We start from the raw sequence: 12738 nt of genomic DNA on the forward strand, positions 1-12738 counted from the left end.
ATGCTGCGGACACTCGCGATCTCGGCCGGCTACGGCCTGCTCCCGGTGCTGAACGGTATCGACCTTAGCGTCGCACCGGGTGAAGTCGTCGGCCTGCTCGGCCGCAACGGCGCCGGCAAGACGACGCTGCTGCGCGTCATCGCCGGTGGCCTGAAGGCGAGCGGCGGCGCCGTGGTTCTCGGCGACCAGGACCTGACCAACGCGCCGGCCTTCCGCCGGGCGCGGGCGGGCATCGCGCATGTGCCGCAGGGGCGCGGCATCTTCAACCAGCTGACCGTGCGGCAGAATCTGGAGGTCGGCACGCGTGCCTCCCGGGACCGTGGCGACGGCGGCATTCCTGACGACATCTTCGGCTATTTTCCGATCCTGCGCGAACGCGAGGCGCAGATCGCCGGTACGCTGTCCGGCGGCCAGCAGCAGATGCTGGCGATCGGCCGCGCGCTCTGCGGCCTGCCATCGGTGCTGCTGCTCGACGAGCCCTCCGAAGGCATCCAGCCGAACATCGTGCAGTCGATCGCCGAACTGGTGCCGCGCATCGCCCGCGAGCGCGGCATCGCGATCGTCCTGGTGGAGCAGAATCTCGATCTCGTTCTCAAGGCGGCCGACCGCTGCCTGGTGATGGAGAAGGGCAGGATCGTGCACGAAGGCACGCCGGAGGCGTTCGCCGACGAGAGCCTGCTGAAGGACCTGTTGGCCCTATAAGGCGCGCCTAAACGCGCCTGGACCTGTTGACTTTGTAAGGCGTGCATGGGGCGCGCCTGGACTGGAAGGGAACATAACAATGATAAGCAGAAGAACTATCCTGAAATCCGGCGGCGCTGCCGCTGCCTTCGCCATTGTCGGCGCGCCGTCGATCCTGCGCGCCGCCGACACCGTCAAGGTCGGCCTGTCGATCCCGATCACCGGGTTGCAGGCGATCCTCGGCGAGACGCTGCTCAATTGCTACAAGCTCGCCGCCGCCGAACTCAACGCCGCCAACGGCATTGGCGGCCGCCAGGTCGAACTGTTCATCGAGGACAACCAGACCACGACCAAGGGCGCCATCGACAAGGCGCGCAAGCTCATCAATGAAGACAAGGTCGACGTGGTCATGGGCACGATCATTTCGCCCGAGCGCAGCGCCACGCTGTCGGTGACCTCGAAGGCCAAGAAGCTGTTCTTCTACCCGACCAATTTCGAGGGCGGCGAATGCAACCGCTACTTCGTCGCCACCGGCCCGATCCCGATGCAGCAGGTCGACCCGATGATGCCATGGGTGGCCGAGAACCTCGGTAAGACGATCTATGTCATGGCTTCGGACTATGCCTGGCCGCAGAAGATGACCGAGGCGATCACGGCGGCCTATGAGAAGGCCGGCGGCAAGATCATCGGCGCCGACTACTATCCGTTCGGCACCACTGATTTCGGCCCGGCCTTCCAGAAGATCAAGTCATTGAAGCCCGATGTCGTGTGGTCGATGGTGGTCGGCAACGACGCCGTCACCCAGCTCAAGCAGTATCGCTCTTTCGATATCAAGCAGCCGCTGATCGCACCGCTCGACGAGGTCTTCAACAAGGACGCGCTGCCGCCCGGCGTCGCCGCCGGCACCTATGCGCCGCAGCCCTACTGGATGGCGCTCGACAATCCGGTCAACAAGAAGTTCATCTCGAGCTTCCGCGAGAAATTCGGCCAGGAAAAGATGGTCAACGGCATCGGCGAAGCCGGCTATAACGGCCTGCATCTCTATGCGTTGGCCGCCGAGAAGGCCGGATCGCTGAAGGACGACGATGTGCTCAAGGCGCTGCCGACGATCGAGTTCGACGCGCCGCAAGGCAAGATCCGCGTCGATGCCAGCAACAACCACACGCTGTGCCATTCCTATGTCGGCAAGGCGGCGGCCGATGGCATCAGCTATGAGATCGTCAAGGATTTCGGCACCATCGCGCCGGTCACGCCTTACTGCAAGGTGTAGGACCTTACACCCAAGCGATCCTGACGGCGGCGTTGCCGCTGCCGTCAGGATGTCTGCGGCGCCGGCAGCCGCTCACGCAATTCGTCGACGAGCACCCTGGTGTTTTCGGAGTAGTCGATGGGCACGACGACGAGATGCACGCCGCCACCGGTGAAGGCCTGTTCCAGCGCCGGCCGCAAGTCGGCGATCGCATCAACCCTCGTCCCTTTGGCACCGTAGGCCTCGGCGTATTTGACGAAATCGGGATTGCCGAAGGTCATGCCGAAATCCGGAAATTCGTCGACCGCCTGCTTCCAGCGGATCATGCCGTAGGCATGGTCTTCGAGCAGCAGCACGACGAAGTTGAGCTTGAGCCTGACGGCGGTTTCCAGTTCCTGGCTGTTCATCATGAAGCCGCCATCGCCGCAAATGGCCATGACACGACGCTGCGGATAGAGCAGTGCCGCCATCATCGCCGACGGCAGGCCGGCGCCCATGGTGGCGAGCGCATTGTCGAGCAGCAACGTGTTTGCCATGCGCGTGCGATAGTTGCGCGCGAACCATATCTTGTACATGCCGTTGTCGAGGGCGAGGATACCGTCCGCCGGCATCACGGCGCGGACATCATGCACGATGCGCTGCGGCGTGAAGCGGTCCTCGGTGGCGCGCGCTGCGATCCGGCTCAAAATGCCTTCCCTGAGTGGCAGCAGAGCCTGCGCATTGGGAATCTTGCCCTCGATGCGGTCCGCCAGCAGCGCCAGCGAAGGGCCTAGGTCGCCGACGATCTCGGCCTGCGGGAAATAGACCTGCTCGACGTCAGCCGACTGGTAGCCGACATGGATGACCTTCGGTCCCTTGGCGCCCATAATGAAGGGCGGTTTCTCGACCGTGTCGTGACCTATGGTGATGATCAGATCGGCCTGTTCTATCGCCTCGTGCACATAGTCGCGCTCCGAAAGGGCCGCCGTTCCCATGTAGAGCTCGGTGCCGCCGGGCACGGTGCCCTTGCCCATCTGCGTGGTGAAATAGGGAATTTGCGTGCGCAGCACGAACTGGGCGACATCGGGGGTGACGCGCGGCCGCGACGCCGCCGCGCCGAACATCAGCAGCGGGCGCCTGGCCTCCATGATCATGCGGGCGGCGCGATCGAGCGCGCCCGGGCTTGCGAGCGGCAGTTCGACCGGGTGCGTCGGCACCAGCGCCACCGGCTCGCACTCCGCCGCTGCAATGTCTTCCGGCAGTTCCAGATGCACAGGGCCGGGACGCTCTTCCTCGGCAACGCGGAACGCTTCGCGCACCAGCGAGGGGATCATCTTCGGCGAGACGATCTGGCGCGACAGCTTGGTCAGCGGCTTCATCGCCGCGACGATGTCGACGATCTGGAAGCGCGCCTGCCGCGATGACAATATGCCCTTCTGGCCGGTGATCATGATCATCGGCATCGCGCCGAGCAGCGCATAGGCCGAACCGGTCGTCAGATTGAGCGCGCCGGGGCCAAGCGTGGTGATGCACACGCCTGCCTTGCCGGTGAGCCTGCCATAGGTGGCTGCCATGAAGGCGGCCGCCTGTTCGTGGCGGGTCAGGATCAGCTGGATCGACGAGCGCCGGATCGATTCGACGATGTCGAGATTTTCCTCGCCCGGAATGCCGAAAATCCGCTCGACCCCTTCGTTCTCGAGGGCCGCGACGAACATATCCGAACCTTTGGTCATGAACCGCCTCTCCTGCAATGCGTACATTCCGTCAGCCACCTTCATATGGCACTGGAATGCGGCGCCTCAAAGAGCGCAAGCCTGCTCTGTTAGCGATCAGCCCATCAATTTCGGCAAGGCGGCCGCCAGCGCGTCGACGGCGAGCCGCACCTTGAGCGGTAGATGCGGCGTCTGCAGCCAAAGGGCATGGCAGTCGTAGGGATAGCGCGGATGGTCCGGCAACAGTGCCGCCAGCGCACCGGCTCGAATGCGCTCGCGAACCAGCCACCAGGGTAGCCACGCCAGCCCCATGCCTTCGACCGCTGCGTCGGCGATGGCATCGAGATCGTCGAGCCGCAGCCGCCCCACCGGCATGATCTCCTGTACGGGCTCTCCCTCGCGCATGAACAACCATGGCTGAACGATCTGCCCGAGCCGGCGATAGACAATCGCTTGATGGTTGGCGAGGTCCTCGATCCGCAGTGGCTCACCATGGTGCTGGAGATAGGAAGGTGCCGCGCAGACGACCATGCCCTGGCGCGCAACGCGGCGCGCGATCACGCCGGCCTTGTCGTCCAGATCACCGGTCCGGATGGCAAGGTCAAAGCCATCCTCGGCGAGATCGGCAAAGCGGTCGCTGAGCGACAGGTCGAGTTCCAGCATTGGGTATTGCCGCGCCAGTTGCAGCAGCACGGGGGTGACGCAGTGGCGGCCGAAATGCGCCGGCATGGTGACGCGCAGTTTCCCACGCGGTTCGGAAAGCTGATCGGCGGCGAGCGCATCGGCGGCTTCAGCCTCGGCCAGCACGACCCGGCAGCGTTCATAATAGGCGCGGCCGAAATCGGTCAGGCTCTGGCGGCGCGTGGTGCGGTTGATGAGGCGCACGCCGAGCCGCTCCTCGAGAAAGCGCACATGTTTTCCAACCATCGGTCCGGATAGGTCGAGCGCGATGGCCGCGGCCGCGAACGAGCCCAGGTCGACCGCCCTGACGAACACCGCCATGCTCTCGAGCCGGTCCATATTCGGAACTCCTGGTTTCTACTGCTTTATCTGAACAGCCATTTATCTCTGATAAGCCTTGGCTGCATAGGTCATTCGGTTCAAATGATTTGGAGTATCCCGAATGGCCCGTGTTATCCGCTTCCACCAGCATGGTGGTCCCGAGGTTCTGCGCATCGAGGATGCCGACCTTCCCCCACCGGGTCCGGGCGAGGTTCGGATCCGCGTCAAGGCGCTCGGCCTCAATCGTGCCGAGGCGCTGCTGCGTTCGGGCGCTTACATTGAGACGCCGACCCTGCCCTCCGGGCTTGGTCTGGAAGCGGCGGGCGTTGTCGAGGCGGTGGGCGACGGCGTGAAGGATTTCGCGCCGGGCGATGCGGTCAGCGTCATTCCGCCGCAATCGATGGTTCGCTGGCCGGCTTACGGCGAGTTGGTCACCTACCCCGCCGGGCTCGTCGTCAAGCACCCGCCATCGCTCGACTGGCAGACGGCGGCAGCGGTCTGGATGCAGTATCTCACCGCCTATGGTGCGCTGATCGACATCGCTAAACTGAGCAGTGAAGATGCCGTCGTCATCACGGCGGCCTCAAGCAGCGTCGGGCTTGCGGCGACCCAGATCGCCAACAGCATCGGCGCGACAACGATCGCGGTGACGCGGACAGCGGCGAAGAAGCGGGCCCTGCTCGACGCCGGAGCGGCACATGTCGTGGCCTCAGCCGAAGAGGATCTGGCGGCACGGCTGAACGAGATCACCGGATCGCAAGGTGCGCGCGTCGTGCTCGATGCCGTCGGCGGTCCGATCTTCGAGCCGCTGACGGCCGCGATGTCAAAGGGCGGCATTCTGATCGAATATGGCGGGTTGAGCCACGAGCCGACGCCGTTCCCCTTGCCTGCCGTCCTGGGCAAGACGCTGACGCTGCGTGGCTACCTCGTCCACGAGATCACCGGCGATCCGGCGAAACTGGAGGCCGCCAAGGCGTTCATCCTCGAAGGCCTGGAGACGGGCACGCTGCGGCCGATCATCGACCGGAGCTTTGCCTTCGACCAGATCGTCGAGGCGCACCGCTATCTCGAATCGAACGAGCAATTCGGCAAGATCGTGGTGACGGTCTGAGCGACGGCAACGCGAACAAATCACTCTTCGCGGCAATACCGCCCTTGAAGGCACGGCTCCGCATCCCCAACTGTCTGGTGCGGGCCGGGCCCCTCTGACGATCGCTTCTGGCGACCGTGATGTCGGACCGCTTTAGCGGGCCCGTTTCCATCCTTTTCGGTCAAGCGGGCTCATTGCTTTCGGTTTGGAGCCCCGTATGACAACTTCCCTCCTTGGCCTGGTTTGCCCCTCCTGCCGCGTCGCGCTCACAATGAGCGAACGCCAGGGTATCGAGATCGATTACTGTCCGCAGTGCCGCGGCGTCTGGCTTGATCGAGGCGAACTCGACAAGATCGTCGAGCGTTCCGGCAGGGAGGCGTCGCCCGCGCCGCAGCCGCAGCCGGCAACGTTTTCCCAGCCGCAACATGGCCGCGATGACGATTATTCCCGCTCGCAGGGCCACCGCTACCCGAAGCGGAAGAAATCATTCTTCGAAGAATTGTTCGATTGATCGAACGGCGCCTGGCGCCGGCTGAAAATTTCCAAAACCACATCGACAAAGGTCCATCCCGATGATGTCTCGCACCAGCCGATTTGCAACGCTCTTTGCAGGCCTGTTCCTTGCATTCTCCATGGTCGCGATCGATCATGCCGAGGCCCGGCGCGGCGGCAGTTTCGGCAGTCGCGGCACGCGCACGTTCCAGTCGGCCCCGCCAACCAGGACCGCACCCGCGCCGACCGCTCCGGTCGAGCGTTCGATGACGCCCAACACCGGTGTGAACTCTGCCGCCCGGCAGCCACAGGCCGGCCCGCAGAGGCCCGGCTTCATGAGCGGCTTCGGTGGAACCATGATGCGTGGCCTGCTGCTCGGCGGCCTCATCGGCCTGCTCGTCGGCCAAGGTTTTGGTGGCCTGGCCGGCATGTTCGGTTTCCTGCTTCAGGCCCTGCTCACCGGTGGCGCGATCATGCTGGCCATCCGCTTCTTCCGCTCGCAATCCGCGCGTGGCCCTGCCCCGGCGCTCGCCGGTGCCGGCAATGCCCAGGCGTCGAGCTTCGAGAACCGCGCAACGGCACAGCAGGGCACTGCCAGCTCCTTCACAATTCCCGGCTTTGGCGGCGGTTCGGGCGGAGGCTCTCCGGCCACCGGTTCCGAGGAGATCCCGCTGGCCCAGAGCGACCTCGACGCATTCCAGCAATTGTTGACCGATGTCCAGGAAGCATTCGGGCGCGAAGACCATGCCGCCCTGCGCCGGGCGACGACGCCCGAAATGGTGTCCTATCTCTCAGAAGAGCTGGCCGACAATGCCCAGAAAGGTCTCAGGAACGAGGTCTCTGATGTCACCTTGCTGCAGGCCGACATCGCCGAAAGCTGGCGCGAGGGTGACCGTGACTACGCCACGGCCGCATTGCGCTACGAGTCCCGCGACGTGATGCGCGAACGGGCCACCAACAAAGTTGTCGGGGACGACAAAGGCCATCCGACAGAGACGACCGAGCTGTGGACATTCACGCGCCAGAATGGCTCGAATTGGAAGCTCTCGGCAATACAACAGGCTTGAGCCCGGGCCAGTTCCGTCCGAGGCTTCGACGCAGATCCGATGGTTGGGCGGATCAGCGCACGATCCTGACGCACATCGGCGTGCCGATCTCGATGGCACGTCCGGTGTCGGTCAGCATGCCGCTCGCCGGGTCGCGCGCGAAGATCGAGATGCGGTCGGCATTCTGGTTGGCCGAGAACAGATGGCCGCCCGACGGCGTCAGCGCCAGATTGCGCGGCGTCGCGCCGCCGCAAGGGACATAGCCGACGAGGCTCAAAGCACCAGTTTCCTGATCAACCGCCATGATGACGACGCTGTCGTGGCCACGGTTGGAGCCGTAGATGAAGCGGCCATCCGGCGAGATCTGGATATCAGCGCAATGGTTGCTGTCGCGCGCCTCGGCCGGGACTGCCGGCCTGGCGTCGATGATCGACAGCTTGCCTGATGCCTCGTCCAGCGCCAACGAGACGACGGTCGAATCCAGCTCGTTCATGACAAAGACGAAGCGTCCGCTCGGATGCAGTGCGAGATGACGTGGGCCTGCGCCTGGCGTCAGGGTGGACTCAGCAAGTTTCGTCAGGCTGCCATCCTGCTCGATCCGGTAGGACACCAGCCGGTCGGTGCCGAGATCGGCGACGATGGCCATTCCGCCGGCAATGGTTTCGGTGACACTGTGCGCATGCGAGCGCTCCTGCCGTGCCGTATTCGGACCGGTGCCCTTGTGCGAAACACTGGCCAGCGGCGCTGACAAGGCACCATCCTTATCGAAACCATACACGGCCACGGCGCGATCCGGACCGCCCTCACCCATGCCGTAGTTGGCAACCAGCAGCTTCGTCCCGTCGCGGGTGATGGAGTTGTGGGCGGTGATGCTGCCGAGCGAAGGCTGCTTGTTCAGATAGGTGAGCGTGCTTAAGCCACGATCGAAGCTGTAAGCGGAGACGGTTCCCTCCCGCCAGGCAAACACTTCCGAATTGGCGTAGAGGCGCGAACCATCCGGCGTCACCGACAGGAAGGTCGGATTGTCGACGTCATTGGTCTCGGCCAGCTTTCGTATTTCCAGCGTCGCCTCGTCGAAACTGTAGACGCTGAGGCCGATGCCGCGCGCGCCCTGAAAATAAGGCGCCTCCCGGTTCAGGCTGCCGACAAACACTAGACATGCGCTGCTCATGATTTCCTCCCCTGTCCGCGACGCTTGAGCGCTGTGGAGCCGACCAAAATTTCGCCTGTCCTCGCTTGCAACGCAACCCCATATGTGAAAATACTATTTACAAAAGAAGATTGACGGGAGGAGACGTCGTGCAATCAGGCGCCTTGACGCGCGTTCGAACGGCTGCCCGAACCCTTTCGCGAGAGCGACAGAGCCAGCCATGAACGACTTCGCCCCCACTGTCGGCGTCGCCTCGACGTTCCCGAAAAACATGCCGGAAGAGCATGCCGCTCTGCCGGTGTGGAACGCCGAGAACTGGTTCTACGAGGACTGGCCGGTCGGCCAGAAAATCCGCTCGTTGCGGCGCACGATGGCGGAAGGCGACAGCCACCTGTTCAACACGCTGGTGCTCGATATCCACCCCTATGTGCAGGACCAGATGTTTGCCGAGAGCGAAGGCATTTTCGGCAAGCGGCTGATCGCCGGTGCTTTCGTCTTTTCGGCGGGCCTCGGCCTGGTCGCCACCAACTGCGTCAACGCCTTTTCCTATGGCTACGACAAGCTGCGCTTCATAAAGCCTGTCTTCATTGGCGACACCATCTATTCGATCCGCTCCAACCTCGACAAAAAGCCCCGCTACAAGGAGATGGGGCTGATCCGCGCCAGCTACGAAGTGTTCAAGGGCGAAGGCGAGCTCGTTCTCTATTGCGAGCATCTGCAGACGGTGAAGTACCGCAACCCAGCCGATTTCGTCGGCAAGACGGAGAAATGACGATGCCGGCAGCAGCCGAATTGCCGCTTGCCGGTCTCGTCGTCGTCGACTTGAGCCAGTTCCTGTCCGGGCCTTATTGCTCGCTCCGGCTGCTCGACCTCGGTGCCCGCGTCATCAAGATCGAACGCCCGGATGGCGGCGACCTGTCGCGCCGGCTCTATCTCAGCGACACTGAGATCGGCGGCGATTCCACCATCTTCCATGCCATCAACCGCGCCAAGGAAAGTTTTGCCATCGACCTCAAGAACGAGGCCGATCTCAAGGTGCTGCGCCGGCTGCTGGCCAAGGCCGATGTGCTGATCCAGAATTTCCGGCCGGGTGTCATTGAGCGCCTGGGCTTCGACTATGAGGCCGTCCGCAAGATCAATCCGCGGCTCGTCTACGCCTCGATCAGCGGCTATGGCGAAGAGGGTCCGTGGGTCAAGCGACCCGGCCAGGACCTGCTGGCACAGTCGCGCTCCGGCGTGATGTGGCTGAACGGCGACGAGGACCAGGGGCCGGTGCCGTTCGGGCTTGCGATCGGCGACATGCTGGCGGGGGCGGCCTGCGCGCAAGGCATCCTGGCCGCACTGGTGCGGCGCGGCATCACCGGCCAAGGCAGCCATATCGAAACCAGCCTTCTGGAAGCGCTGGTCGACTTCCAGTTCGAGGTGCTGACCACGCATCTCAACGATGGCCGCCGCTTGCCCAGGCGCTCCAATTTCCGCAGCGCGCACGCCTATCTCTCGGCACCATACGGTGTGTATCCGGCCAAGGACGGCTATCTCGCCATCGCCATGACGCCGATCCCGAAACTCGCCGATCTGCTCTCGCTCGAAGAGTTGGCCCCTTATCGCGACAGACCGGCCTCGTGGTTCACCGCGCGCGACGACATCAAGGCGATCATCGCCCAACGGATCGCCACCAAAACTATCGACGAATGGCTTGATATTCTCGAGCCGGCCGACATCTGGTGCGCCAAGGTGCTGACCTGGCCGGAGATGCTGGCCAGCGAAGGTTTCCAGTCGCTCGACATGCTGCAGACGGTAACGCGCGAGGACGATGTCTCGATCCTGACCACCAGTTCGCCGCTCAGGGTCGATGGGATCAGGGCCAAGGTCGATCGCGCGGCACCGCGCATCGGCGAGCATAGTGCCGCGATCCGCGCGGAGTTCGGCCTGTGAGCACGCTCAAGGGCATGACCTGGAGCCATCCGCGCGGCTACGACCCAATGGTCGCCTGCTCGTCTCTCTGGCAGCAGAAGACCGGCATTGCCATCGAATGGGACAAGCGTTCGCTGCAGGATTTCGAATCCTTCCCGGTCGAGGAACTGGCGCGGGCCTATGACCTCATCGTCATCGACCACCCGCATGTCGGTCAGATCACAGCGGAAAGCTGCCTCGCGCCGCTGGATGTCGCCGGGCGCGAGGCGGAGCGCACCGCGCTCGCCGCGGGCAGCGTCGGAGAATCCTATCCGAGCTACAGCTGGCAGGGGCGGCAATGGGCGTTTCCTATCGATGCGGCCAGCCAGGTCCAGGCCTGGCGGCCGGACGCGCTCGATGCGCCGCCGACGCGCTGGACCGACGTGCTCGATCTCGCCAAACAAGGCCGCGTGCTATTGCCGTTGCGGCCGCCGCACGTGCTGATGGTGTTCTACACGCTTGCCGGCAATCTCGGACACCCCTGCGCCATCGATCCGTCCCGTGATCTCATCGATGTGGAGGCCGGCAGCGAAGTCTTCGAAGCGATGCGCGAGATCGCCGCGCTGGTCGAACCGGCCTGCGTCGAGATGGATCCGATCGCTGTTTCGGAACGGATGGCGGAGGCGGATTCCCGGATCGTCTGCACGCCGCTGATCTATGGCTATGTGTCCTATGCGATGTCAGGGTTTCGCGCGCACCGGCTGGCCTTCACCGATATTCCGGCCGTCGGCTCCAGCGGCCCAATCGGCTCGGCGCTTGGCGGCACCGGCATCGCGGTGTCGGCCTTTTCCAAGGCCAGAGATGCCGCGATCGACTTCGCCTATTGGGTCGCCAGCGGCGATGTCCAGCGCGGCCCCTATGCCACTGCCGGCGGACAGCCGGGTCATGCGGCGGCCTGGGAAGACGAGGCGGTCAACGCCGCGACCGGCAATTTCTATCGGAATACGCGCGCGACGCTGGAAGGCGCATGGGTGCGGCCTCGCCATGACGGCTACATGGCGTTCCAGCAGGCGGCGTCCGACCGCATCCTTTCCGGCATAACTTCCGGGCACAAGGCTGCCCAGGTCGTTGCCGATCTCAATGGCCTGTTCCGGGAGAGTGCCCCCGCACAGGTGTCCGGCGCTGCCGGTGGAGGAGCCTGAACCAAACCGAACGGAGGAGAAACAATGAAAGACATGATGCGCGGCCTGATGGCCGCAACCGCATTTGTATCCATCACAACAATTGCCTATGCGCAGGATGTGCAAGGCGTCATCGGCGGGCTACCGACCGAACTCAAGGCGCAGTATGACGGTGCGCCGCAGAAGGTGTTGCCTTCGGCCTGGGACAATTTCACCCCGCCGCCGAAGCCGTGGAAATGGTGCCATTCGGAATCCTACCAGGGCAATCCGTGGCGCGTGACGGTCACCAAAGAGTTGAAGCGTCTGGTCGACGAGCTGATCGCCGACGGCACGGTGTCCAGCTTCGAAGTGTCGGACTCCAACAACGATGCCAGCCAGCAGATCAACCAGATCCGCGCCTTCATCGACAAGAAATGCTCGATCATCACCTCGATCCCGGGCTCGGCAACGGCACTCGACGACGCCATCGATGCCGCTGCCAAGGCCGGCATTCCGTTCATCACCGCTGCCGGTTCGGTGACCAGTCCGAACGCGATCAATGTCGATTCCAACTATGCGCGCTGGGGCTATGACATGATGACGGCGATCGGCAAGGCGCAGCCGGACGGCGCCAGCATCCTGCTCGTCGAAGGCATTGCCGGCCATCCGATCGTGGTGCAGGAACGCCAGGGCGCGGACAAGGCGCTGGCCGAAAATCCGAAGCTCAAAATCTCGCGCAACGTCAACGGCAACTGGACGGCCAACGTCACCAAGACGGTCGTGCTGCAGGCGATCGCCACCAACCCGGCGCCGATCGATGCGGTGTGGACGACCGGCAGCGAAAGCCGCGTCGTCGCCGAGGCCTTCGCCGAAGCCGGCCGGCCGGCGCCATTGATCACCGGCTCGATCACGGGTGATGCTTTAGGCTACTGGAAGGCCAATCCCGACAAGTACCGTTTCGAAGGCCATGCGGTGCTGCCGCACTGGACCGCCGAGACGCTGTTTCGTGTCGGCGAGCGCATGCTGGACGGCCAGAAGCCGAAGCTGAACACGCTGCTGATCCCGATCCCGCCGGTGCACAGTGCCGATCTCGGCCAATGGTACAAGGACTGCATGACGACCGATGCCGTCTCGATCTTCCCGATCCCGCCCAAGGATCCGATGCCGGAGGAATGGCTCGACGCCTATTTCTCCAACCCGGCGCCGACCAAGGGCTGGGACTATTCGAAGGTGCCAGACGCCTGCGCGAAGTGACGCCTGAGACAGACCCAGCAAGCCGGCTCC

At 63.9% G+C, this 12738-nt stretch carries 12 protein-coding genes; 9 read left to right on the forward strand and 3 right to left on the reverse strand.

Annotated features, from left to right (window positions below; genetic code table 11):
• Both DBIPINDM_RS07935 and DBIPINDM_RS07940 read left to right on the forward strand, forming a co-directional pair.
• Positions 1–702, forward strand: coding sequence for an ABC transporter ATP-binding protein (locus DBIPINDM_RS07935; RefSeq protein ID WP_258585218.1), 702 nt, complete (start codon positions 1–3; stop codon positions 700–702).
• Between the two features lie 79 nt (positions 703–781).
• Positions 782–1951 (forward strand): substrate-binding protein, encoded by a 1170-nt coding sequence (locus DBIPINDM_RS07940; RefSeq protein ID WP_258585219.1) that lies wholly within the window; start codon positions 782–784, stop codon positions 1949–1951.
• 44 nt (positions 1952–1995) lie between these two features.
• Here DBIPINDM_RS07940 and DBIPINDM_RS07945 read toward each other — a convergent pair whose 3' ends face one another.
• Both DBIPINDM_RS07945 and DBIPINDM_RS07950 read right to left on the reverse strand, forming a co-directional pair.
• Positions 1996–3642: an acetolactate synthase large subunit gene (locus DBIPINDM_RS07945; protein ID WP_258585220.1), complete on the reverse strand. Its 1647-nt coding sequence runs from the start codon at positions 3640–3642 to the stop codon at positions 1996–1998.
• Positions 3643–3738: 96 nt separating this feature from the next.
• Positions 3739–4641, reverse strand: a complete 903-nt coding sequence (locus tag DBIPINDM_RS07950; protein ID WP_258585221.1) for a LysR family transcriptional regulator — start codon at positions 4639–4641, stop codon at positions 3739–3741.
• A 103-nt stretch (positions 4642–4744) separates the two neighbouring features.
• Here DBIPINDM_RS07950 and DBIPINDM_RS07955 point away from each other — a divergent pair, with 103 nt between their 5' ends.
• The 3 genes from DBIPINDM_RS07955 to DBIPINDM_RS07965 all read left to right on the forward strand — a co-directional run bounded on the left by DBIPINDM_RS07955 (position 4745) and on the right by DBIPINDM_RS07965 (position 7272).
• On the forward strand, positions 4745–5734 hold the full coding sequence (locus tag DBIPINDM_RS07955; protein WP_258585222.1) for a zinc-dependent alcohol dehydrogenase family protein: 990 nt from the start codon (positions 4745–4747) through the stop codon (positions 5732–5734).
• 196 nt (positions 5735–5930) lie between these two features.
• Positions 5931–6224 carry a zf-TFIIB domain-containing protein gene (locus tag DBIPINDM_RS07960; protein ID WP_258585223.1) on the forward strand — a complete coding sequence of 98 codons (294 nt, stop codon included), beginning with the start codon at positions 5931–5933 and terminating at the stop codon, positions 6222–6224.
• 61 nt (positions 6225–6285) lie between these two features.
• Entirely contained in the window at positions 6286–7272 is a 987-nt protein-coding gene (locus DBIPINDM_RS07965; protein WP_258585224.1) for a Tim44 domain-containing protein, read from the forward strand.
• A gap of 52 nt (positions 7273–7324) precedes the next feature.
• On the opposite strand, the gene DBIPINDM_RS07970 is transcribed toward DBIPINDM_RS07965, so the two are convergent.
• Positions 7325–8422: a lactonase family protein gene (locus tag DBIPINDM_RS07970; protein ID WP_258585225.1), complete on the reverse strand. Its 1098-nt coding sequence runs from the start codon at positions 8420–8422 to the stop codon at positions 7325–7327.
• Positions 8423–8621: 199 nt separating this feature from the next.
• On the opposite strand from DBIPINDM_RS07970, the gene DBIPINDM_RS07975 reads away from it, so the two are divergent.
• From DBIPINDM_RS07975 to DBIPINDM_RS07990, 4 genes are read left to right on the forward strand one after another with little or no spacing between them, the layout of a single operon-like run.
• A complete protein-coding gene (locus tag DBIPINDM_RS07975) occupies positions 8622–9173 on the forward strand; it encodes a MaoC family dehydratase (protein WP_258585226.1) in 552 nt (183 codons plus the stop codon).
• Between the two features lie 2 nt (positions 9174–9175).
• On the forward strand, positions 9176–10336 hold the full coding sequence (locus DBIPINDM_RS07980) for a CaiB/BaiF CoA transferase family protein (RefSeq protein WP_258585227.1): 1161 nt from the start codon (positions 9176–9178) through the stop codon (positions 10334–10336).
• A gap of 14 nt (positions 10337–10350) precedes the next feature.
• Entirely contained in the window at positions 10351–11496 is a 1146-nt protein-coding gene (locus tag DBIPINDM_RS07985) for an extracellular solute-binding protein (RefSeq protein WP_258589217.1), read from the forward strand.
• A 24-nt stretch (positions 11497–11520) separates the two neighbouring features.
• A complete protein-coding gene (locus tag DBIPINDM_RS07990; protein ID WP_258585228.1) occupies positions 11521–12708 on the forward strand; it encodes an ABC transporter substrate-binding protein in 1188 nt (395 codons plus the stop codon).
• Positions 12709–12738: the final 30 nt, after the last annotated feature.

Source organism: Mesorhizobium sp. AR02 (assembly GCF_024746835.1).
Classification (GTDB): Bacteria; Pseudomonadota; Alphaproteobacteria; order Rhizobiales; family Rhizobiaceae; genus Mesorhizobium.

Excerpts from the sequence above, each read along its gene's own strand:
- DBIPINDM_RS07985 (WP_258589217.1), top strand. The coding sequence starts at position 10,351 with ATGACCTGGAGCCATCCGCGCGGCTACGACCCAATGGTCGCCTGCTCG.
- DBIPINDM_RS07940 (WP_258585219.1), top strand. The coding sequence starts at position 782 with ATGATAAGCAGAAGAACTATCCTGAAATCCGGCGGCGCTGCCGCTGCC.
- DBIPINDM_RS07950 (WP_258585221.1), bottom strand. The coding sequence starts at position 4,641 with ATGGACCGGCTCGAGAGCATGGCGGTGTTCGTCAGGGCGGTCGACCTG.
- DBIPINDM_RS07990 (WP_258585228.1), top strand. The coding sequence starts at position 11,521 with ATGAAAGACATGATGCGCGGCCTGATGGCCGCAACCGCATTTGTATCC.
- DBIPINDM_RS07975 (WP_258585226.1), top strand. The coding sequence starts at position 8,622 with ATGAACGACTTCGCCCCCACTGTCGGCGTCGCCTCGACGTTCCCGAAA.
- DBIPINDM_RS07935 (WP_258585218.1), top strand. The coding sequence starts at position 1 with ATGCTGCGGACACTCGCGATCTCGGCCGGCTACGGCCTGCTCCCGGTG.
- DBIPINDM_RS07960 (WP_258585223.1), top strand. The coding sequence starts at position 5,931 with ATGACAACTTCCCTCCTTGGCCTGGTTTGCCCCTCCTGCCGCGTCGCG.
- DBIPINDM_RS07965 (WP_258585224.1), top strand. The coding sequence starts at position 6,286 with ATGATGTCTCGCACCAGCCGATTTGCAACGCTCTTTGCAGGCCTGTTC.
- DBIPINDM_RS07970 (WP_258585225.1), bottom strand. The coding sequence starts at position 8,422 with ATGAGCAGCGCATGTCTAGTGTTTGTCGGCAGCCTGAACCGGGAGGCG.
- DBIPINDM_RS07980 (WP_258585227.1), top strand. The coding sequence starts at position 9,176 with ATGCCGGCAGCAGCCGAATTGCCGCTTGCCGGTCTCGTCGTCGTCGAC.
- DBIPINDM_RS07945 (WP_258585220.1), bottom strand. The coding sequence starts at position 3,642 with ATGACCAAAGGTTCGGATATGTTCGTCGCGGCCCTCGAGAACGAAGGG.
- DBIPINDM_RS07955 (WP_258585222.1), top strand. The coding sequence starts at position 4,745 with ATGGCCCGTGTTATCCGCTTCCACCAGCATGGTGGTCCCGAGGTTCTG.